This is a genomic window from Terriglobales bacterium (assembly GCA_035567895.1).
In the GTDB taxonomy this organism is placed as follows: Bacteria; Acidobacteriota; Terriglobia; order Terriglobales; family Acidobacteriaceae; genus Gp1-AA112.
On record DATMPC010000011.1, the window covers coordinates 133699 to 154181 of the forward strand.

General features: G+C 56.3%; 20 protein-coding genes. 15 read left to right on the top strand and 5 right to left on the bottom strand.

All coding sequences use genetic code 11. The features are described 5' to 3' along the window. The first annotated feature begins 236 nt into the window (after positions 1-236). The 7 genes from VNX88_03055 to VNX88_03085 all read left to right on the top strand — a co-directional run bounded on the left by VNX88_03055 (position 237) and on the right by VNX88_03085 (position 7432). Positions 237-1586 carry a hypothetical protein gene (locus VNX88_03055; protein HWY67614.1) on the top strand — a complete coding sequence of 450 codons (1350 nt, stop codon included), beginning with the start codon at positions 237-239 and terminating at the stop codon, positions 1584-1586. A 20-nt stretch (positions 1587-1606) separates the two neighbouring features. Continuing rightward, positions 1607-2527, top strand: coding sequence for a metal ABC transporter substrate-binding protein (locus VNX88_03060; protein HWY67615.1), 921 nt, complete (start codon positions 1607-1609; stop codon positions 2525-2527). Between the two features lie 6 nt (positions 2528-2533). Further along, a complete protein-coding gene (locus tag VNX88_03065) occupies positions 2534-3406 on the top strand; it encodes a metal ABC transporter permease (GenBank protein HWY67616.1) in 873 nt (290 codons plus the stop codon). Positions 3407-3432: 26 nt separating this feature from the next. Continuing rightward, positions 3433-4206, top strand: coding sequence for a hypothetical protein (locus VNX88_03070; protein ID HWY67617.1), 774 nt, complete (start codon positions 3433-3435; stop codon positions 4204-4206). 331 nt (positions 4207-4537) lie between these two features. After that, positions 4538-5380: a hypothetical protein gene (locus VNX88_03075; GenBank protein HWY67618.1), complete on the top strand. Its 843-nt coding sequence runs from the start codon at positions 4538-4540 to the stop codon at positions 5378-5380. 7 nt (positions 5381-5387) lie between these two features. Then, positions 5388-5525, top strand: coding sequence for a hypothetical protein (locus VNX88_03080; GenBank protein HWY67619.1), 138 nt, complete (start codon positions 5388-5390; stop codon positions 5523-5525). Positions 5526-5719: 194 nt separating this feature from the next. After that, positions 5720-7432 carry a hypothetical protein gene (locus VNX88_03085; protein ID HWY67620.1) on the top strand — a complete coding sequence of 571 codons (1713 nt, stop codon included), beginning with the start codon at positions 5720-5722 and terminating at the stop codon, positions 7430-7432. A 124-nt stretch (positions 7433-7556) separates the two neighbouring features. Here VNX88_03085 and VNX88_03090 read toward each other — a convergent pair whose 3' ends face one another. Continuing rightward, a complete protein-coding gene (locus VNX88_03090; GenBank protein HWY67621.1) occupies positions 7557-7958 on the bottom strand; it encodes a helix-turn-helix transcriptional regulator in 402 nt (133 codons plus the stop codon). A gap of 313 nt (positions 7959-8271) precedes the next feature. Between VNX88_03090 and VNX88_03095 the strand changes: the two genes are divergently transcribed. Then, on the top strand, positions 8272-8892 hold the full coding sequence (locus VNX88_03095) for a hypothetical protein (GenBank protein ID HWY67622.1): 621 nt from the start codon (positions 8272-8274) through the stop codon (positions 8890-8892). A 32-nt stretch (positions 8893-8924) separates the two neighbouring features. On the opposite strand, the gene VNX88_03100 is transcribed toward VNX88_03095, so the two are convergent. Together VNX88_03100 and VNX88_03105 are read right to left on the bottom strand one after the other, a co-directional pair. Continuing rightward, positions 8925-10964 (bottom strand): YCF48-related protein, encoded by a 2040-nt coding sequence (locus tag VNX88_03100; GenBank protein HWY67623.1) that lies wholly within the window; start codon positions 10962-10964, stop codon positions 8925-8927. A gap of 282 nt (positions 10965-11246) precedes the next feature. Further along, entirely contained in the window at positions 11247-12830 is a 1584-nt protein-coding gene (locus VNX88_03105; protein ID HWY67624.1) for an OmpA family protein, read from the bottom strand. A 239-nt stretch (positions 12831-13069) separates the two neighbouring features. On the opposite strand from VNX88_03105, the gene VNX88_03110 reads away from it, so the two are divergent. Next, the gene (locus VNX88_03110) at positions 13070-13969 is read left to right on the top strand and encodes a hypothetical protein (GenBank protein ID HWY67625.1); all 900 of its coding nucleotides are present in this window, start codon (positions 13070-13072) and stop codon (positions 13967-13969) included. A gap of 62 nt (positions 13970-14031) precedes the next feature. Continuing rightward, entirely contained in the window at positions 14032-14592 is a 561-nt protein-coding gene (locus VNX88_03115) for a class IV adenylate cyclase (GenBank protein HWY67626.1), read from the top strand. 214 nt (positions 14593-14806) lie between these two features. Here VNX88_03115 and VNX88_03120 read toward each other — a convergent pair whose 3' ends face one another. Then, positions 14807-16237, bottom strand: coding sequence for a PLP-dependent aminotransferase family protein (locus VNX88_03120; GenBank protein ID HWY67627.1), 1431 nt, complete (start codon positions 16235-16237; stop codon positions 14807-14809). 86 nt (positions 16238-16323) lie between these two features. On the opposite strand from VNX88_03120, the gene VNX88_03125 reads away from it, so the two are divergent. The 5 genes from VNX88_03125 to VNX88_03145 all read left to right on the top strand — a co-directional run bounded on the left by VNX88_03125 (position 16324) and on the right by VNX88_03145 (position 19608). After that, on the top strand, positions 16324-16830 hold the full coding sequence (locus tag VNX88_03125) for a hypothetical protein (protein ID HWY67628.1): 507 nt from the start codon (positions 16324-16326) through the stop codon (positions 16828-16830). Continuing rightward, positions 16782-17480 (top strand): pyridoxamine 5'-phosphate oxidase family protein, encoded by a 699-nt coding sequence (locus VNX88_03130; GenBank protein HWY67629.1) that lies wholly within the window; start codon positions 16782-16784, stop codon positions 17478-17480. Before VNX88_03125 ends, VNX88_03130 begins: the two co-directional genes overlap by 49 nt. A 231-nt stretch (positions 17481-17711) precedes the next feature. Continuing rightward, complete coding sequence (locus VNX88_03135; GenBank protein HWY67630.1) at positions 17712-18527, top strand: NIPSNAP family protein; 816 nt, start codon at positions 17712-17714, stop codon at positions 18525-18527. A 29-nt stretch (positions 18528-18556) separates the two neighbouring features. After that, a complete protein-coding gene (locus VNX88_03140) occupies positions 18557-18877 on the top strand; it encodes an MGMT family protein (protein ID HWY67631.1) in 321 nt (106 codons plus the stop codon). A gap of 383 nt (positions 18878-19260) precedes the next feature. Further along, a complete protein-coding gene (locus VNX88_03145; protein HWY67632.1) occupies positions 19261-19608 on the top strand; it encodes a hypothetical protein in 348 nt (115 codons plus the stop codon). Here VNX88_03145 and VNX88_03150 read toward each other — a convergent pair. After that, on the bottom strand, positions 19601-20401 hold the full coding sequence (locus tag VNX88_03150) for an MIP/aquaporin family protein (protein HWY67633.1): 801 nt from the start codon (positions 20399-20401) through the stop codon (positions 19601-19603). The genes VNX88_03145 and VNX88_03150 overlap by 8 nt on opposite strands. Between the last annotated feature and the right edge of the window lie 82 nt (positions 20402-20483).

Genomic DNA, 20483 nt, shown 5'->3' on the forward strand with positions numbered 1-20483 from the left:
ACTTCAGCTACTCGTTGCACCTTATGTGAAGTGGCTCCCGGAATACTTCCTGTTCTGACCGTCAGCATCCTTTCAACTCCTCGTCCCGTGCGGGCCGTCGAGGTGGACGAGCCACAGACCAGCTTCCAGTTCCTTGAGGGCTCAAACCTTTCGGTCCGGCCGCCTCCTCCGGCATTCAGCTAAAGCTCTGCGCCGGAATCTTCGCAACGGAAAAATTGGTCGAAGGAGTTTCCCGAATGAGGAAGCATCTTGCACTGTGTGTGCTGCTCGCAGCCCCTGCAGCTTTCGGTCAGGGGACAACCCCCACTGCATCAACGAATGAGAATGCTGCGTTTGAACAAAGGATCAGGGATCTGGAGGACCGGATCATTGCTCTCGAAGGTCAGGTGCGCATGCTTAAGTCGCAGCCCGCCAGTGCAGTGCCAGCCGGTGGCACTTCCACTCCGCCAGCCACCGCGGCGGCAGCTCCTTCTCCAATCCCCGAAACAGTAGCTCAGGCCGCACCTCAGGAGCCTGTGCGCCTGGGAGGCGCTGGAACTGCAGCGGCGAAGGCTCTGAATCCGGACATCAGCATGATCGGCGACTTCATCGCCACTACCGGGCACAATCCGGTGGTTTCCGCGCCCGTGATGGAGATGCACGAGTCGGAGCTGGGAGTGCAGGCCATCATCGATCCCTACGCGCGCGGTGATTTCTTCCTGTCCTTCGGGGAGGAGGGCGTCAACCTGGAAGAGGGCTACATCACCTTTACCTCCTTGCCTGGAAGCATCGTTGCGAAGGCTGGCAAGATGCGCTCTGCCTTCGGCAAGGTAAATACGCTGCACAATCACGTGCTGCCATGGATTGATCGTCCGATCGTAAGCGGCAATCTTGTCGGCGGGGAGGATGGGATCGACGATGCCGGTTTCTCCGTCACTCGCATTTTGCCGGCGCCCAAAGGATTGTTCCTCGAAGGAACCGGCCAATTGTTTCGCGGCGATTCTGCAGATGTATTCAAGAGCTCGCAACGCAGCGATGTCAGCGTGGTCGGGCATCTGCGTGGCTATGGGGACATCTCAGAATCCACCAATCTCGACCTCGGAGTCTCGTACGCCCGAGGTCACAACGACTTGGGAAGTTCTTTCGTTACAAATCTTTACGGCATCGACGCCACGCTCAGGTATAAACCGCTGCGGCGTGCCATCTACAAGTCCTTTGTCGGCCGTGGTGAGTTCATCTGGAGCCAGCGGCAGCAGCCTGGCGGGGCTGCTTGTCTGCCTGGAACCTGTCTTGACGGTGTGGCACCCAACTTCCAGCGCGCGTTCGGGTTTTATACGTCAGGGGATTACCAGTTCGCCCGCCGATGGTTCGTCGGAGGCCGCTTCGACCGCTCAGGCCGGGCCCGGGACTCACGCATCACGGACAACGGAACCTCGGTCGTTCTTACATACTGGCCGAGCGAGTTCGCGCAAGTTCGGGGACAATATCGCTTCACGCGCTATGGAGCGCCGATTTCTACTCTGTCTCCTCCGGGTAAAGAAGACGCGAACGAATTGCTGATGCAGATTCAATTCTCGCTGGGCGCCCACGGTGCGCATCCGTTTTAACTAAAAGGACTTATTCATTGATGATGAAACAACTCACATTTTTTGGACTGCTGGCAACACTGCTGCTGCCGTCCTTAGCCTTTGCCAAGAAGCTCACTGTAGTCACCTCCACTACCGACCTGGCCGCTCTGACCCAGGAAGTCGGAGGTGATCGAGTCAATGTGGAGTCAATCGCAAAGGGATATCAGGACCCACACTTCGTCGAGGCCAAGCCGAGCTTCCTGCTGAAATTGAGGAATGCCGACGTGCTCGTCAGTGTAGGCCTCGACCTTGAGATTGGCTGGCTGCCGCCATTGATCACGCAGTCCGGTAACGGGCGAATTCAGCGTGGAGCAAACGGATATCTCGACGCTTCGCAGTTCGCCGAAATCCTCGAAATTCCGCAAGGCACAGTGACGCGCGCCGAGGGTGACGTGCATCCTCTGGGCAATCCGCACTACTGGCTGGATCCGGATAATGGCAGGCGCGTGGCGAAGGGCATCGCGGGAAAACTTAGCGAACTCGATCCCGCCGACTCAAGCTATTTTCAGCAACGCTTTGCCGACTTCGACAAACGTCTCTCGGAAGCAGAGAAGCGTTGGGATGCGGAAATGGCTCCCTATCGCGGACGCAAAGTCGTGACCTATCATCGCTCCTGGCCTAATTTCGCCAAGCATTTTGGTCTTGATGTAGTCGGCTATGTGGAACCGCGCCCCGGAATTCCCCCAACGCCGTCGCATACGCTTGATCTCATTAACTTGATGAAGCGCGAGAACGTGAAGGTCATGCTGATTGAGCCTTACTTCGACTTGCGAACACCGAACAGTGTCGGGAGCCAAACCGGCGCGAAGGTCCTAGTAATGACGCCTTCTGTTGGAGGAGAAAAAGGTGTTGACGACTACTTTAAGCTGTTCGACTACGATTTGAACCTGCTCAAACAGGCATTTGATTCGACAAAATAAGAACTCATGGAAATACTTCAATTTTTGATGCTTCCGTTCGTCGCCAGTTTGATTCTCACCGGCATTCACGCTTATCTCGGCGTGCATGTCGTTGAGCGCGGTGTGATCTTCGTCGATCTCGCGCTGGCACAGATTGCGGCACTGGGTGCAACCATCGCGATTCTGTTCGGCATGGACCCTCATGGCTCGGCAGCCTATTGGTTCAGTCTTGGATTTACGTTTCTGGGCGCCGCGATCTTTGCTCTGGTGCGCTCCCGGCATAAGCGGATTCCGCTGGAGGCGATCATCGGAATTACCTACGCAGTCGCTTCTGCAGGAGCCATCCTGGCGATGAGCAAAGCTACGGGCGAAACCGAGCACCTGAAGGACATGCTGGTTGGAAACATCCTCGCAGTTTCAAAGCAGGACGTAATCAAGACCGCGATTCTTTACGGGGCGATCGGCACATTTCACTACATCTTTCGACGAAAGTTTCTGCTGATCTCGATGAATGAGGATGCTGCTCGGGGCCGCGGCATCAATGTAAAGCTCTGGGATTTTCTCTTTTACGCGTCGTTCGGGTTCGTGGTCACGTCGTCAGTGGCTATTGCCGGGGTATTGCTGGTTTTTTGCTATCTGATCGTGCCGTCGGTTGGAGCCATGTTGTTTGCAGACCGAATTGGGACTCGCCTGGCGATTGGATGGACGATGGGAACGCTAGTGTCGGCGCTCGGCTGCTATGTCTCGGTTTGGGCGGATCTGCCGACTGGAGCGACCATCGTATGTACCTTCGGCGCCGTGCTCGTCGCCATGGCACTACTCCGAACCGCGCACTTCGCCTTGCGGCGTCGCAGTCAAGATGCCCGGCCGCGCCTTCGCGCGTCGATTGCGGCAAAATGACTGGAGCCGCTTGTTAGAATCTGCGGATGAAGCGATGGCTGCTGTCGCTCTTACTCATAGTCCGTACTGCTGCGCTGTTTGGCCAGTCGGCGACGATCGTTCCAGAAGCTAATCCTGGAAGACCAACGGTTTCCACGCCGGCGACTTTGACTCCTGTCGGCTATCTCCAGTTCGAGACGGGAGTATTCGGAGGAACCGATTCACCCGACTTCTCCTCACGCGTGAACATAAGCGAGGTTGTAAAACTCGCAGTACATCCGAGACTACAGTTGCTGCTCGCTTCCGAGCCGCTCGCACATACCGAGAGTGACGTGAAACAGACTGTGTTTGGTGACGCCTTTGTCGGCTTTCAAGCAGTAGCCATCGGCGGGGAGGGCTCCCCTGCTACGCTCTCCTTCGGCTACTCGCATAAAGTTCGCGAAGCCGGAATTCCCGAGATAGATTTCGGCAGCCCCAGAAATTCCGCCATTGTGCTGCTCAGTACCGACGCGTTCGGTTTTCACTTCGACGCCAATGCGCTGGCCAACGAGCTGGTAGAAGAGCCAATACGCAGAGCGCAATTCGGGCAAACTCTTTCCATTTCTCATCCGGTGAAGAAACTTATAGTTTCAGGTGAGATCTGGCACTTCACACAACCGTTTCTGCATGGTCATGCCGTCGGCAATTTATGGGGCTTTGCTTACCCGGTGCGGAAAAATCTGGTGGTGGACGTGGGATTCAATCGAGGCCTCACCAGCACTTCAACGCGGTGGGAAGCCTTCGCCGGTTTCACCTATGTGCTACCGCATCGGCTCTGGTAAACCAGTGTTCCGGTGAACCCCCTGCACTAATCACCCAAGCTGCTCTACCGTCGATTTGATCGCATTTTTGCCCGATTCGGGACTTTTCCACAACTTTCTTAGAGCAACGGATAGAATTCCGTCGGTCTAAATTGTGACTTCAAGCTGCCTCTATTGAAGGACTTGCGAAATCGCCGTCTCGCCCCGCTTTGGACGGTCCTGCAACTCCTTTCTTTTCTACCTCTCATTCCCACAGTAGAACGACGGATTGTGGGAGGAGAACGTCTTGACCAGATCAATGAATCGCAGTAGCAAGGATTATGTAGCGAGATCGCTATAGAAGGAGTGTGCCATGGGCTTAAGAGTCGTTCATCTGGTCGTGCAAAAGAACGGTGAGGAGTATCAGCAGCGCCTCGAAGAAGAATGCGCAAACTGGGACTCCAGCCTTCCCATCGCCCGCTACATTCGGCCCGATGGCTCAGTCGAGGAGTTCAACGCTGACGGCTCACCGCTGCTGGCGGATGCTGAGAAGGAGGCCGATTCACAACAAATTGCAATCGCCGCCAACGAAATGGCTTTAGAAACGGAGGAGCTTCAGATGGCAAGAAATCAGAGCTTCGTAGATCCCACTTCTAGCGAAGCCTTGACGATCCCTTTGCTGAACGGTGAAGGCGTTCAACCGCAAGAGGTCGAGACTCAGTCGCGCGACTCGCAACCAGAGAATCCAGACACTTACGATCTTCCTGACAGTGTTGCGGAACGTGTGGCCAATATTGAAGAAATGTGCGCGGAAAGCATTGAAGAGCTCATGGAGGATATGGAGGAGATCGAGAACCTCCGTGCACTACGTGAGGAAGCGTCCACAATGGCCAAGCGACTCGCCGGCCTGGAGCGGGCCGATAGCGCGCCGCGTTGTGCGCACGTTCGGGCAAACGGCGAGACATGTGGCTCGCCTGCGATGAAGCGAGACCAGTTCTGCTATTTCCATAGCGAAGCACGAAAGATGCGTGACGCGGCCGAGGCAGCGGCGAAGCTCGCGGAGATGCCGATTCTGGAAGATCGACAAGGCCTTCAGCTCGCGATCATGCGCGTCTGCACGCTCCTCGCCGACAACAAAATCGAAGAAAGGACGGCGCGCGCCATCTTTGATGGTCTTCGGTTGGCGCAGAAAACCCTGAACGAAAATTCCCTCTAGAGATCCCATGGAGCTGATTCTGAAATCCCATCCTGATCCCATCGCGATCCCATCGTGTTTGGTGGGATATCCCATCGCGATCCCATGTGCTGATGGGATCGATCCCATGGGGATCATGGGATCGCGATGGGATCTCACGGTGTAAGTCCTTTAGATGATGGGATCAATCAAGATTGGGAGGTTTCAGGTTCCCTGGCTGCATGGTAGAGACGCAGCAGGCTGCGTCTTTACGAAAACTCACAGAATCCTAATCCGCCAGCAATATTCGCGATGTTAGTTTGCCTGCACGTTGCAAATACTCTGCTTTCCTTCACTTCGTGTGATTCCTGGAGATCAAAAATGACAAATTCACCTACACAACTGCGGCCGCATCTGTGCGCTCTGGTCCGTCTGTGCGTTGTAACTGCATTCCTCGGCGGAAGCTTGCTCACCGCGTTCGCCGAAGACGATCATCGGCGTGACGACCGTCAACACAAGCACTTTATGCCCCACAATCTCGTAATCAGCCGCAGCGTGTATGACAATAACCCGGCCAACATTGCGGTAGGTGCGGTCCTGCCTCCAGGCTGCGTGTCGAAATGCAAGGCTGCAATCAGTGACGGCACCTACCCGTTCGTGTGGAACAACGATCAGGCAGACAGCAGTTTCGGCATTACCTCGAAGATTTTTCTCGATCAGGTCAATCCGCGAAATGGAACGCTCATCAATTCGCTCGAGGTGCCAAGCGACCCGCAGAAGGATCATCTGGTCACGAGCTTTCCTTCGAAATCAGAACTGGCGCTGAATCTTTCCACGAACCGCGAAAAGATCACCTTCATGGGGTATGTTGCGTCCGTGGACGCGATTGACATCTCCAACTCCAATACTCCGGGCATCGTCGATCCAACAAATCCAGTGCCGTTGAGTAACTTTCGTGGAGTCGCCGAGGTGGATGCATGGGGCAGGTTTCACTTCACTGAAACCACCGCCTACAGCGGAAACAATGGACGTGCCGCGCTGCTGAACAATCGTCGCGGGGCAAATGTACTTTACCTCGCGGGCAACGCCGGCAACGGAGGGAATCCTCAGCCGGACGGGATTATCATCGGCGGCGGCGCGCAATTCCTGGTCCCGTCGATTGCAGAGGAAGCAGCGCAGTCTCCCGGCCCTCCCTCGCCGCTGGGCAGCTTCAGCATCACGCAACTTGGGCTGCCACATGACAAGATCGGAAAAGACACGAACTTTCGCGGCCTTAGAGTCTTCGACAACGTGGTGTATTTCACCAAGGGCAGCGGCGGCAATGGCGTGAATACAGTCTATTTCGTCGATACCACTGGCCAGGCTTGCCCCGCGACGAGCACTACTCCCGGTGTGGGACTACCCGTGCGCGGAGCGAGTCTTCCAACCACGCCGCTGATGTTTGACCAAACCTCCGCGACCATTCAGGCGCAGGGAGTGGTTCCCTTCAATATGTGCATCCTGAAGGGCTTCCCGGCCACGCTCGATTCCACCAACACGTTCTTTCCATTCGGCATCTGGTTTGCCGACGCACACACGCTTTACGTCGCGCAGGAAGGAAACGGCGACAATACATTCGACACGACTGCCGGAAAATATTCCGTAGCAGCGGCGCAGACAATCGCGGGATTGCAAAAATGGATCTTTGATTCCACTGCCGGAGAGTGGAAGCTGGCTTATACCTTGAGCGCTGGACTCGATCTTGGAACGCCATACACGATCACGGGCTACCCGACAGGAAACAACACGGCGCTCAAGAAGCCACTGCCGTGGGCTCCGGCTACCGATGGTCTCCGCAACATCACCGGACGGGTAAACGATGATGGAACGGCGACGATCTACGCCGTAACATCGACCGTGAGCGGAAACGGCGATCAGGGAGCTGATCCAAACAAAGTTGTTGTTATTACCGACAAAGTGGGTGCCACCGATGCAGGCTCCGAGAGCTTCTCGACACTGCGGTCAGCGGGCTTTGGTGAAGTTCTGCGCGGCGTCTCCTTTACTCCGAAGCAGGGCGACGATGACGATGACAGGGGGCACGATCGCCAGGACTAGTATCGATCCGGCGACGAAGGGTGGTCCCTCGATTCCGTCGAGGGACTTTTCTTTGGCACTGAAAGAATAAGGCCGATCCCATATGGAACCGGCCCCTTACGCGAGCGTGAGCAGGAATATCGGTTTAAATCTTGCGCCGTGGACGCGTAGCCAAATCGCGCATCTGCATCATCAGACTCGAACGCTGCATGGGATCGAGCGTGAAGATGAATGGCGCAACCTCAGCGACGAATGGATCGGTAGCGAGAGATGCGATTTCGTCCTCGCGCGCGCGTCCATCTCCGCGCAGCAAATCAGGAATCGTGACCTCCAGCGCCCTGGCCAGGCGTGCGAGCGATGATAACGTTGGCGTCGCCTTCTCATTCTCGATCTTCGATACGTATGTGCGCGGCACCTGCATCCGTCCTGCAAGCTGACGCTGGCTTAGCCCGGAGCGCCGGCGCAGCGAACGAATCGCGAGTGCAATCTGAATGTGGGGAAGCGAGCTGTTGCTGTCTACCGCCGGAATGACTTCAGGCGCGACCACAACGGGCTCAGGCTCGTTGTCGAGTGACGTTCGGCACTTACGGCAATTATTGTTATTGGTCCGAAATTGGACGAGGTGACAATGGTCGCATCTCACCACCTCTCGGGAATCAACGGGTGCGAGCGTCGTTGCCATGTAGTTTGGGAGTTGCCAGAGCGGGGCACTCTCAAACAGAAGCCGAACCGGGACGAGTCTCCGTAATTCAGCCACGGTTACTCTGCGGTACTCTGGAGGGAGAAGTCAAGCAAAAACCGTAAGAAAACAGGGAATAACTAGCAAGAAACCCCGGAGAAACAAGGGAGAAAACAGGCAAATGATCGGACAATCTCGTGAGTCGGCGTGGGGTTTACTAACTGAATACACCCAGTCGGAGAGTTTGCGGAAGCATGCTAGGGCAGTAGAGGCCTGCGTGCGAGCCTATGCACAAAAACTGGCGCGACAGGAGGCATTGAGCCCTGCGGCAGCCGCCGAACTGGAGCAGAAGTACAGTGTTACCGGACTCCTCCACGACTTCGACTACGAACGCTTTCCCACTCCGGAACAGCATCCGTACGTAGGCAACAAGATCCTTGAAGAACGCGGATATCCCGAAGACATCCGCCGCGCCATCCTGTCACACGCCGACTACACCGGTGTTCAGCGGCAGACGCACATGGAGAAGGTCCTCTTTGCCTGCGACGAGCTTGCCGGATTCATCACTGCCACTGCTCTGGTGAAGCCGTCAAAGTCGCTGGCGGAGGTAGATGCAAAATCAATTCGCAAGAAAATGAAGGACAAGGCATTCGCGCGCAGCGTTTCGCGGGACGACATCGTGAACGGCGCGGCAGATCTCGGCGTCGATCTCGACGAACACATTGCCTTCTGCATCGTGGCTATGCAGAAGATCGCGGGCGAGTTAGGACTTGCGGGGAGCGCGGCAGGGAACGCCAGCTAAATTACAGAACCGAGTTTCCTGTTCCGCTCGATTCAGCGTACCGACGACACGTTTTGGCGGCCTGATGTTCCAGCTTCCGCTGACTCAGTCCTTGTTTTTTCGATCACTATGCCATCAAAGGCGGTTGAGGCAAGCAGGTGGCCTGCATTCTGCGTGATGGAGCGAAGAAGCCAGCCAGAGTCGCGATGCTGCCAGCTCTGGCCATCATCGTCGCTGGAGAAAACCTCTGTCGAGTTCATTGCGGTGACTAGCACTCGCTTAGTGTCCGCGTCGTAATAGACCGACGCGAGATTCACAACCGGCAACTTGAGGAGGCGTTCCCAGTTTGCTCCAGCATCCATGCTGCGGTACAGGCCTTCGCGGCACGCAAGCCAAAGGCTGTTATCGCTAGAAAAAGCGATGTCCCGAATCGACGCAATCACCTTCGGCAGCTTGGCTTCGCTCCAGGTCTCGCCGCGATCTGTGGATATGAGAAGGAAGTTAAGCCCTGAAGCTACGACGAGCTTCGGGGATACACGCACAAGGCTGATGTTCGGATGCCCAAGCACTGGACCGCCCTGCCACGTGCGTCCCAGATTCGAACTGGTGAAAAATCCTTGACTGCTGGCAGCAAGCCACTTCTTCCCATCTACCTCGATGTCGGTCACTCGAGCCTTTAGCACGCCGGGCTTGATCACCCTGCGGGTAAGTGCCTTCCGCGTTTTTGTCGCCTTGCCAACCGTCACAATCGTCTCGTTGGCGATGTGGTCACTGGGACGCCATTGCCCTGCTCCGGCAGCTCGCATGCCCTTGGCTGGTGTGTCTCCACCCAGGACAAAGACTCCGTTGCTGGTACCGGCTAGCAGAGTGGTTCCTATCTTGCGCAAGGAAAAAACATCGCGGCCTTCCAGGCCCGCATTCATCTGCTTCCAGTGGGCGCCTTGATTGTGACTGACGAAGACGCCGCCGTAGTGCTTGTCGTTGATAAGACCAGCGTACAGCGTGTTCTGGTCGTCGGGATCAACCGCAAGCGCCGCCACCTGCCTATGGGCAAAGCCTGTGTTTGCGGACTCGAACGACGCGCCAGCGTTGTTGCTCACCAGTACTCCGCTGCGATCGGTCGCCAGCAAAACATGCTCTGGTCTGCCAATATCCACCAGCACGTCATTGACGATCACGTCGGGAGTCGTTATCCGTCGCCACGTCTTCCCCGAATCGCTCGTCTTCCACAACCCTTCCGTGGTTCCCGCATACACGACATTGCTGTTGCTGGGATCCTGCTTCAGTACGCGAGTGCGGCGCGCCGAAAACGGTATGCCTTGAATCTTGTGGAAGAGTTCTCCGGCGCTCTCGCTCTTATAAATGCCGGAGCAGGCGCTGGCATAGACCACGTCTGGCCGCTTGGGATCGATGATGATGGAGAAAACGTCGGAGTCGTCGACAATGCCGCTCTTGATGTTGTGCCAACTCTTACCGCCATCGCTGGTCTTCCATGGCAGGTGCCATGTACCTGCGTAGACTACGTCGGAGTTAGTGGGATCGATTGCGATGGATTCAATGTTTTTGATCTCGCCGCTGGTTTCTGGCGAGATATGCTGCCAGGTCTGGCCTCCGTTACGTGTGCGGTAGACACCATCAAGTGTGCCTGCGACCAGAACGTTCGGATCAGAGGCTGCGATCGCCATCGAGCGCACCGACTTGCCTTCGAGGGAGGAAAGCGGTTGCCAAGAATGTCCATTGTCGGTGGTCTTAAAGACTGAACCGCCTTCACTCTCGAGCGTCCACGCCGCTACGTAGATCACACCAGGTTGCTGCGGATCGAAGATGATGTGATCGACAACGTAGTCATTGCCCTTACCAATTCGCACGAAACGCTGCCAGATCTTGCCGCCGTCTTCCGACTGATAGATTTGTCCGGCACTCGTCCCGAGCAGGACTCGCGAAGCATTCGCGGGATCGGCGGAAAGAGTACGCACATCACCGCCGTCGGGACCAACCGAGATCCACGACTGGCTCGCAGTTGAGGTGGTCTGGGCAGGCGCGAGAGTTACGCCAATTATGAGAATCGCTGTCAGCAAAGCACGAAATCGCATTCGATGAATCACCTGAAGAGAGCTGCTAGGCTGCTGGAGCTTCCAAACATCCACGTTTCTGGCTCCAGCTGCGAGGAAAGCGCCTTCTGATTTTATCCGGGAGCTTGGCCTGGTTATTCATGGGAATCTCGATTTGCACGTCAGGGAGCCCTAAGCGACTCCCTATCATGTGTTTAGATGCAAACCAGCAGCTCGTAACTGTCAGCCTTAGTAGCTTAGAAGCTGAAAACAAAACTGGCCGAAGGAAATTTCCCTTCGGCCAGTGGGTTGATGTGGGCGCTGCTAGCTAGGCTTTTTTGGCGCCGCAGCCCTTCTGCGGGCCGGGGCCTTCGGAGCCGGATGATCCGGGATCGGTTTGATCTTCGTCTCATCCACAACTGGCTCAGTACCCTGGTAAGTAGCCCCAGGGGGAACAATCCAGAACTCGGCGATCTTACCGCCGGTTCCGCCCGAGCGAGTCTCAATACGGCTTGGATCGATGCCCTTATCGTTGGTGAGATAGAACTTAGCATCCACGGCACGTTCTGCCGAGAGGTTCGGCCGCTTCTCACTTGGATCTGTCGACCCAACGATCACCAGTCGAGAGTCGGGCTCACGCTGCAGGCGCAGAGCGACATCGTCCAACACAGCTTTCGCGGTGTTGTCCACGCGCCACGGCTTCTTCAGGTTCGGGAACTCGATCTGGTTGATCTTGCTGGCTTGCGGTGGTGGTGGCGGCGGAGGTGGTGGCGCCTCAACCGTCACAGTGGTCTGTCCGTTTCCGCTCAGATTGCGATCGTCGGTCGCTGTGCAGGTTACGGTAATCGGACCCGGCTGTGCACCTTGCGTGCTCAGAGTTGCCTGTGCGCCGTTGGGAGACATCGTTCCAGCTGTCGTGTCGAACTTGTAAGTCAGCGGACGATTGTCTTCGCTCTTTCCATCGGCAGTGATAGTGGCAGTATCGCCCTGGCGCACCGTGGTTGGATTGGCCGAGCAGGTAACTGTAGGTGCGCGCTGCTGCTTCACATTAAATGTCGCAGAGCACGTCGCCGCGCCCTTCTTGCCGTCGCTCACATTCGAACTGACGGTATACGAGCCCGGAGCCATGCCAGCGGTATCGACGTTCACCGTCTGTCCGGTCCCGTTCACCTTCCCGCCCGTAGCGGTATACGCATAGGTTAGCGTGCGCTTCGGATTGAAATTCGAAGGCTGCGTCGTGACCTGTACAGGCTCACCCGCAAACACGTCCGTAGGCTGAGCCGAGCAGGAAGCCGACGGCGGAACCGGAGGTGGCCCAACGCTGCCGAACTTGAAAACCAAACCACCGCTGATTTTGGCTCCGCCCATATTGTCGCGAACGCTGACCGGGGAGCCGCCTATAAATCCGAAATTGTGATGTGCGTACTCGTACTCGGCTTCAATCAGACGAATGTCAACTCGCTTTAGGAAATGCAAGTCGAAACCGCCACCACCCACAAAGCCGAAGCCAGTCGAGGAGTTAATGCCAGCCGGAGCTTCGCGATTCATCCCGAATGTGGCGAGTCCAAATGGCGTGAGTCCTTCCAGCGGGATTCGGAAGGTTGGGCCAGCAGTCAGGGTGTTGAAGGTGTTGATGTCTCCGAGATGGGTGCCAGTTTCGATGACGCCACCGAAGTACTTATTGAGCCAATAAGAAGAGGCTACCGTGAAACCTTTGGTAATCCCCTTATTACCGTTAATGGCGCCGTTGGGACTCAGATACGAGTACCCGGCGAAGACATCCACCTTTGATGGTTGGGTTTCATCCGCCGAGGATGACTGTGGTGCAGCTTGTGCCATTACGGAAATAGCCGCAGCTACAACCGTCAGCAACACACGACCTAAAAAACTTACAAAGCGAGGTGACATGCGCGTTTCCTCCGAGAAACCACACAACACAAGAACTACAAAACTACGGTGTACAGATAGACGGGTCTAAGGCCGGAACAGCAGACGAGGATTGTATCGCATCAGTTATGGTGCTGAAAAGTTAGGCTACCGTCATAGAACGCCTCTGAACGCCAGCTTCCCATTCCGAGTTCCCGAAAAAGTCCTGCTAACCGCCAGTTCGGCCACCAGTCTATCTGACTGATCAGGAGTAGTGTCCGATGCGACACACGCTTCAACTGTTTCTTCTGGCAGGTTTCTTTGCGGCCACTAGCCTTGCCCACGCCTATCACGGCCATAATCACGGAATCAGCGTGAGTACCGATGACCGCGACGTCACCTCATGTGACCAACTACAATTTCGTTCAGGCAATCGGGAAATCGCACGCTCCGAAGACCGGCTTACGCTGCCGCAGACCTCCTCTCCTGTTCGTATTAATGCCGCAGACAACGGCGGAATGTATGTGTACGGCTGGGATCGTCAGGATTTCGGAGTGTTGAATTGCAAAGCAGCGCTATCCGACGAGCGCACAACAGCGGAACGCAAACTACAACAGATAAAAATGTCATTTGATGACGGGCGCCTCACGGTAAGTGGTCCCGACGAGAGTGACTGGACGTCGTATCTCATCATTCATGCTCCTCGCAGCAGTTCGCTCTCGCTGGCGGGAATGAATGGCCCCATCTCAATTTCAGATCTTGCAGGTAAGGTTGACGTCCATTGCACCAATGGACCGTTTGCCATTAAGAATTCGGCGGGAGAGGTCAATGCCGAAATCGTGAACGGACCGATCGACTATGCCGGCAACAGCGGGGATATTCACTTGCATGCCCAAAACGGCCCTATCGCAATAAAGCTTATAGGTACTTCCTGGAGCGGCAAAGGCCTGGACGCCGAGTCAATGAATGGTCCTATGGCGCTTAAGCTGCCAAACAACTACCGTTCGGGAGTGCTCGTACAGGCGCGCGGGTACTCTCCGTTCTCGTGCTCCGGCTGCGAAGGGGCGCACAAAGATTTCGACGACCACAACAAGAGCGTTCAGTTCGGAAGCGGCACGCCAGTGGTTCGCTTGTCGACTGTGAATGGACCTGTATCGATCAACGAGCGCGACTTTGACTGATCGCGGTTAAGCTAGACGCACAGCATGCTGCGCCTCTATTTGTAAGGCCGTAAAATCGAGCCATGCCGGCCGAGGAAGTCGAAGTCAAACTGCGCGCGGATGATCTAGAAACCCTTAAAGGCAAGCTCGCTGCATCCCAATTCAGGCTCGTAACTCCGCGCACCCACGAGATGAATACGCTGTACGACTTTCCCGATCGACGCTTGCGCGCACGCGGGGAGGTTCTGCGGATTCGCAAGTATGGGTCCAAATGGACCGTCACTCACAAAACTAAGGGCAATTCAGGGAAACATAAGTCGCGCTCTGAGACTGAAACTCAGGTCGACGACGGCGAGGCTCTTGCGCACATCTTCATCGCCATTGGACTCGCTCCGTCATTTCGTTACGAGAAGTACCGCGCCGAATGGAGCGACGGCGAAGGACACGTGGTGCTCGACGAGACCCCCATCGGCAACATTGCCGAACTCGAAGGATCGCCAAAGTGGATCGACCGCACGGCGGCCCGTCTTGGAATCAAGGAGTCGGAATACATTACTCAGAGCTACGCCCAGATGTTCACCACCTGGCGCGAGCGCACGCGCAGTAAAGCACGCGATATGACTTGGGAAGAAGTGGCAAAGTAGCTGGCGAGTGGAAGCCGCCATCGATGATTTTTCTTCAAGACCCGAAACTTCTTGTCGAAAATATCGTCTATATGTTTAGAGCGTTGTTTGGAGAGATGTTGTCTCCATCGCCACAAGGCTCCTCCTTGTGACACAGCAATGTCTCCTGGAACTTAAGGGGAAACGACACACAAACGGCTGCCGCCCGGCGGCCGTTTGTGCTTGGTTGAAAAATCTAGGCTATGGCCTTTCCGAGGCACCGGATTCCTTCACGAATCTGCTGCTCATTCATTCCCGAATATCCCAGCATGAGCCCCGCCCTTGCGGGCGTCCTCAAAAAGTATTTCGCGATGCCGTAAACGCCAACCTCTTGCGAGGCTGCACGTGCGATCAGATCTTCCTCCGAAGCCGGTTTGCCGGGCCACAGCACTACGTGAGTTCCGGAGCCGTCGCCCGTCACGTCAAATCCTCGTAGCTGCTTGTGAATCGCTTCGAGCAACGCAGCGCGACGCACCGCGTTGGCGCGTCGCGTGCGTCGCAGATGCCGTTCATAGGCTCCGCTGGAAATGAACTCCGCCAACGTCTCCTGCTCGAGAGTAGCGGTGTGGCGATCACAAAGCCATTTGCCTGACGTAAATGCTGGCACCAGTGACTTCGGCGCGATTAGATAACCGATTCGCAGTGCGGGAAAAATCGTGCGCGAGAACGTTCCTAAATAGATCACACGCCCTTCGGTGTCCAGCCCCTGCATCGACTCGACGGGCTGTCCTTCATAACGGAACTCGCCGTCGTAATCGTCTTCAATCACCACGGCCTCCTCCTTCTTCGCCCACTCCAGCAGAGCCAACCGCCGAGCCAACGGCAAAATCGCTCCAGTGGGAAATTGATGGGACGGAGTCACAAAAGCAATGCGCGCGCCGCGCGGCAGCTTCGCAGGATTTAAACCCTCACGATCCACAGGCACCGGATGCAGCCGTGCTCCTGCAGCTCGAAACACCTCTCTCGCACCTTGATATTGCGGGTCCTCCACCACAACGCGATCGCCACGTTCCATGAGAACGCGGGCTGCAAGATCCAGCGCCTGCTGCGAGCCGTTCACGATGATCACCTGGGACGCGTCGCAAACCGCAGCGCGGGAACGCCGCAGGTGAACTGCGATCGCTTCGCGCAGGGCGAGGCTTCCCGCTGCTGGACCATAGTCGAAGTGGCGCACAGACGCTTTCCGCGCGCGCCGCATTAATATCCGCCGCCACACTTCGAATGGAAACTCGTCCACTCCGCTGCGCCGGTACGCGAAGTCGTAGCGCAGCGCTGCCGACCGTCGTCGCGGAAAGTCAACGGTCGAAGCAGCCGTCGCGGCTGAAGTCCCGAACCGCGACAGGCGCAGCTGGGCGGAATCGGCGGCCGCTCTTGGGCTCGCACCGAAAACTTTGGAGGCATAGGTTCCCGATCCGGAACGGCCTTCGACGAACCCTTCAGACAGCAGTTGATCGTATGCCAGCAGAACCACCGTCCGTGAAACCCCAAGCTGCTCCGCCAGATCGCGCGTCGCCGGAAGCCGATCTCCAGGGCGAAATGTTCCTTGCACGATGGCGCCGCGAAGAGCCAGGTATACCTGGCGTGAGATCGGCCCAGCTCCTCTAGATAGTGGTATTACTAGAGCCATATAAAGTGGTGCTTTGAGAATACCATTGTGCGCTGCATCCTGTAGCTGTGCTGCAACAGCTAATTCTCATCTTGGTGGTGTCAACAATGTCTGCTTTGGCACAAGTGAACACAGATCCGGCGATATCGCTCGATTTCGACTTCCTCTTTGGTTCGTGGAAGAGTCACAACCACTTCTTAAACGGCCGCTTGCGCGGATCCGATGACTGGATCGATTTCGATGGAACCTTGGAGGCCGAGCCGCTGCTAAATGGCCTTGGCAATATCGATCGTTATGCCGCTGTCCGCAATGGACGAACCATCCTGGGCACGACTTTACGGCTGTTTAATCCCGCAACTCAGGAGTGGTCGCTCTATTGGGCAGACAATGTGCGCGCCGGCATCCTGCAGCCGCCAATGGTCGGCAAATTCCACGGTGACCACGGCGAATTCTTTGGAGACGAAGAGGTCGATGGCAAGAAAGTACTATGCCGCTTCCGTTGGACGCGCACGAACCCTGATGCACCGAAATGGGAACAGGCATTCTCCGCCGACGGAGGCAAGACTTGGGAAACAAATTGGATGGTGACCTTCACACGGGACAGACAACGATGAACGTTACGGAGCGCACGCAACTCCGGCGTCTTCCCAACCGCGGGTCGCATGAGGTCGAGGCGGTGTGCCAGATCCTCGACGCCGGCTTCCTCGCACACGTCGGCTTCAATGTGGATGGTCAGCCTTTCGTGATCCCAACGCTGTATGGACGCGAAGGAGAGGCGCTTTACCTGCACGGCTCTGCAGCCAGCCGCATGTTGCGTGAGTTGGATGGTGGCATTCCTGCTTGCGTGAATGTCACGCTTGTCGACGGCCTTGTTCTGGCGCGCTCCGCTTTTCATCATTCCATGAACTACCGCTCCGTAGTGGCATTTGGAACCGCGCGCAAAGTCAACGATCCCAAACAGAAAACTGAAGCACTCCGAGTGATTTCCGAACACGTGATCCGTGGCCGCTGGAACGAGGTTCGCCTTCCCACCGAAAAAGAGCTCAAAGCAACTGCGGTGCTGGAGTTCACAATTGAGGAAGCTTCCGCCAAGGTACGCACGGGCCCGCCATTGGACGATGAAGAAGATTACGCATTACCAGTGTGGGCCGGAGTGCTGCCTCTGACATTGACGCCAAACAGGCCGATTCCTGATTCGAGACTCTCGGAAGGAACCGCAGTGCCTGGGTACGTTCGGCATTACGGTAATGGCATTAGAACCTAGCTTTGAAGGGCGACGGTGTCTTGCCAGTCGTTGATTCTTAGAATGTCATCCTCAGGCCCTCTGTTGGCCGAAGGATCTCCCCGATGCATCGGTCTGCTTTGGTTCGTCCTGGCTCTTTCACGAGAGCCTGGGCTGAAGAGCCGGGACAGTGGATTCCAGTCCGAAACATTCCGGGAGATCCTTCGGCCAACAGAGGGCCGGATGACAGTTTCAGACTGGCACGAGTTGCAAATGAACCTACTCTTATTTGTACTCCTGACTATGGCTACAACACTCACCCAAGCGCAGACCAAATCCACCGAGCACACCGCTCACCTGCAGGACTTTCCTGTCATCGAGTTTCGCCGTTACACCATCAAGGCAGGCGAGCGAGAACACTTTGCCCGGTATTTCGAAAGTTACTTCCCGGAAGCCATTCAGCAAGTTGGCGCAATCGCCGTCGGCCAATTCTTTGAGCGCGCCGATCCTTCCAGATTTACCTGGATTCGAGGTTTCCACGACATGGACGGTCGCGCGAGCGCCAATGGCGCCCTCTACGGTGGGCCTCTGTGGAGAGAACATCGCGACACAATGAATCACCTTATGCTCGATAGCGACAATGTGCTCCTGCTCCGTCCGTTAAGTCCCGAAAGAGGAATTACCGTTCTTCCCGCAGTCGATCCTGTGTATGAGCCCAAAGGTGCTCAAGGCGTGATAGTAGCGCAGATATTCGCAGTAAAGCCGAACGGCATCGAAGCATTTACGCGGCAGGCGGAAACCGCGTTTAACGGATATCGGTCCGCGGGAGCTCGCGAGGCAGGCGTGCTGGTCACCCTCGACGTGCCAAATAATTTTCCCAAACTCCCCTTCCGCACCGATGGCCCTTTTCTTGTCTGGCTGGGAGTGCTCAAGGACGACAAAGCCCTCGAAACCCGATTTCGGGCACTCGCCAATCGCTCGGCTGAATCGCTTTCTGCGGGCGGCCTGCTGCGAGGCACCACGGAGTTAGTGGTGATGGACCCTGCGCACCGCTCCCGTTTACGCTGGTTGTCTGAATGGCAGCAGTGAAGAAGTCGCAAAGCAAAAACCGCGCAGCAATGAACCGCACCAAAATTGTCGCTGCCATACGCCAGATTCCACGCGGCATGGTTTCTACCTACGGAGCTGTTGCGTGCGCCGCAGGTTTGCCCCGAGGAGCGCGTCAAGCTGCCGCCGCCCTTCGCACGGCAGTCGGATTACCGTGGCACCGGGTCCTCGGCTTTGGTGGAGCAATCAAGCTGCGTGGAAACTCCGCATTCGAGCAGCGCTTCCGCTTGGAAGCCGAAGGCGTCCGCTTCCGCGGTCGCCGCGTGGATATGTCGCAGCATGAATACAAGTTTCCGCGTATTGCTCCTGCGCGAGCGAAGCGAATCGGCTGACGCCAGCCTTCACCAGTTAGGTATGCACTCAGAACATTAGTTCCCCGCAGCCTTGCAAACCATCGCCCGCCGACAGAGAATTTTTGGTCCGGCGCTCACGGGATACATCGTCGATTGGACGGGTAATTTTCAGGCCGCATTCGCGATTACTGCTGCCCTCTCGCTGACCGGTGCCCTGGCCTGGACCTTCGGCGTAGGACGTTTGGAGCCAATACGCTGGACAAGGGAGGCTAGAGTACTTCAAGTAGGGGCGAGGAGTTCGGCCTGACCCGAACGCGAAACTGTGTCGAAATTCAAATCTTGCCCAGCCGTCCGAGTGCCTATAAACTCCCACGTTAGTCTTGCTCTTGGCATTGAAAACTTCCCAGAAAAGGAAGGAACACATGAGTGCCAAAAACTTGTTCACCGACGCAAAATTCGTGGGCCAGGCAGAGGGCGATAAGCGAAGTTACTACGTCTATCGAACTGCCAACGCTTATCTGGTTGCCACTGCCCAACGGCGCAACAATTATTCCGTCACAGCCATTCAATCAGACTCGCCCGATGTGATTGCGCGCAAGTTCAAGGGCAAAGAGATCACCGTGAACAGCCTGAAGTCTGGAGCCCATCGACCTGACCTGTTTAAGGAGTACTTCGATCGTCTCAACGCTCTGTACGTGATGGTGGCTCTCGGCAAGGCGCGCAAACTGAAAAAGCGCGAGGGACGCGCTATGGTGTTCAAGATCACCTGACCGTCTGAGACATGTGCTGCGTGGGGCGCAGGAAACGGCGGATACCGAAGTCGTACAGCGCTGACCCCAGCAAACCACCCAACAATGGCCCTGCGATCGGAACGAGCCACGCACCGCTTCCATCGGTGAGACCGTTGTTGCGGAAGCCCGCGACGACGGTGAACAAACGTGGTCCAAAATCGCGAGCTGGATTGATAGCGTACCCGTGCATTCCGCCGAAACTCATGCCGATAGCCACGACTACGAGTCCAATCATCAAAGGTGCCAAGTTCGCGCCAGGCGGCATGTTGAATTCATCAGTGATTGCCAGAATGAGCAACAGAAGAAGTCCAGTGCCGATTACCTGATCAAGAAATCCCGCTCCCGGCAATGCCGGGAACGTGGGAAACGTCGTGAAGACGCCTGCCGTGTGATCGAATGACGGATCAACCTGACGGAAGGCTGGGAGGTAATTGCGATACACCACTGCGGCAGCACAGAATGCGCCGGCAATCTGCGCAACTGAATATGGGATCACGTGTCGCCAGGGAAATCCTCGAAAAACGGCCAGGGACACCGTGACGGCGGGATTTAAGTGCGCGCCAGAGATCTTCCCCGCGATGTAAATTCCCATCGTAACGGCCAGTCCCCAACCCAGTGTGATGTTCGTGTATCCGCCATGAATGAGCTCCCCGGCATTCTTACTTGGGAACAGTACGACCATTGCAACTACGCCGATGCCAAACAGAATTAGGACAAAAGTTCCAAGAAACTCCGCGATCAGCTGCGCTACTAATGTCGGTTTCGGACTCAAAGATCCGCTCCTTTGTCACGTTAAGGTGGCGAAGTAGTGTAGCAAGGTCAGCCGATAGTGAGTGCTAATGAGAGTGTGTGCT

What these genes read in the sequence shown, in the direction of transcription:
- VNX88_03055 (HWY67614.1), top strand. Translation starts at nt 237, where the DNA reads ATGAGGAAGCATCTTGCACTGTGTGTGCTGCTCGCAGCCCCTGCAGCT.
- VNX88_03060 (HWY67615.1), top strand. Translation starts at nt 1,607, where the DNA reads ATGATGAAACAACTCACATTTTTTGGACTGCTGGCAACACTGCTGCTG.
- VNX88_03065 (HWY67616.1), top strand. Translation starts at nt 2,534, where the DNA reads ATGGAAATACTTCAATTTTTGATGCTTCCGTTCGTCGCCAGTTTGATT.
- VNX88_03070 (HWY67617.1), top strand. Translation starts at nt 3,433, where the DNA reads ATGAAGCGATGGCTGCTGTCGCTCTTACTCATAGTCCGTACTGCTGCG.
- VNX88_03075 (HWY67618.1), top strand. Translation starts at nt 4,538, where the DNA reads ATGGGCTTAAGAGTCGTTCATCTGGTCGTGCAAAAGAACGGTGAGGAG.
- VNX88_03080 (HWY67619.1), top strand. Translation starts at nt 5,388, where the DNA reads ATGGAGCTGATTCTGAAATCCCATCCTGATCCCATCGCGATCCCATCG.
- VNX88_03085 (HWY67620.1), top strand. Translation starts at nt 5,720, where the DNA reads ATGACAAATTCACCTACACAACTGCGGCCGCATCTGTGCGCTCTGGTC.
- VNX88_03095 (HWY67622.1), top strand. Translation starts at nt 8,272, where the DNA reads ATGATCGGACAATCTCGTGAGTCGGCGTGGGGTTTACTAACTGAATAC.
- VNX88_03100 (HWY67623.1), bottom strand. Translation starts at nt 10,964, where the DNA reads ATGCGATTTCGTGCTTTGCTGACAGCGATTCTCATAATTGGCGTAACT.
- VNX88_03105 (HWY67624.1), bottom strand. Translation starts at nt 12,830, where the DNA reads ATGTCACCTCGCTTTGTAAGTTTTTTAGGTCGTGTGTTGCTGACGGTT.
- VNX88_03110 (HWY67625.1), top strand. Translation starts at nt 13,070, where the DNA reads ATGCGACACACGCTTCAACTGTTTCTTCTGGCAGGTTTCTTTGCGGCC.
- VNX88_03115 (HWY67626.1), top strand. Translation starts at nt 14,032, where the DNA reads ATGCCGGCCGAGGAAGTCGAAGTCAAACTGCGCGCGGATGATCTAGAA.
- VNX88_03120 (HWY67627.1), bottom strand. Translation starts at nt 16,237, where the DNA reads ATGGCTCTAGTAATACCACTATCTAGAGGAGCTGGGCCGATCTCACGC.
- VNX88_03125 (HWY67628.1), top strand. Translation starts at nt 16,324, where the DNA reads ATGTCTGCTTTGGCACAAGTGAACACAGATCCGGCGATATCGCTCGAT.
- VNX88_03135 (HWY67630.1), top strand. Translation starts at nt 17,712, where the DNA reads ATGAACCTACTCTTATTTGTACTCCTGACTATGGCTACAACACTCACC.
- VNX88_03140 (HWY67631.1), top strand. Translation starts at nt 18,557, where the DNA reads ATGAACCGCACCAAAATTGTCGCTGCCATACGCCAGATTCCACGCGGC.
- VNX88_03145 (HWY67632.1), top strand. Translation starts at nt 19,261, where the DNA reads ATGAGTGCCAAAAACTTGTTCACCGACGCAAAATTCGTGGGCCAGGCA.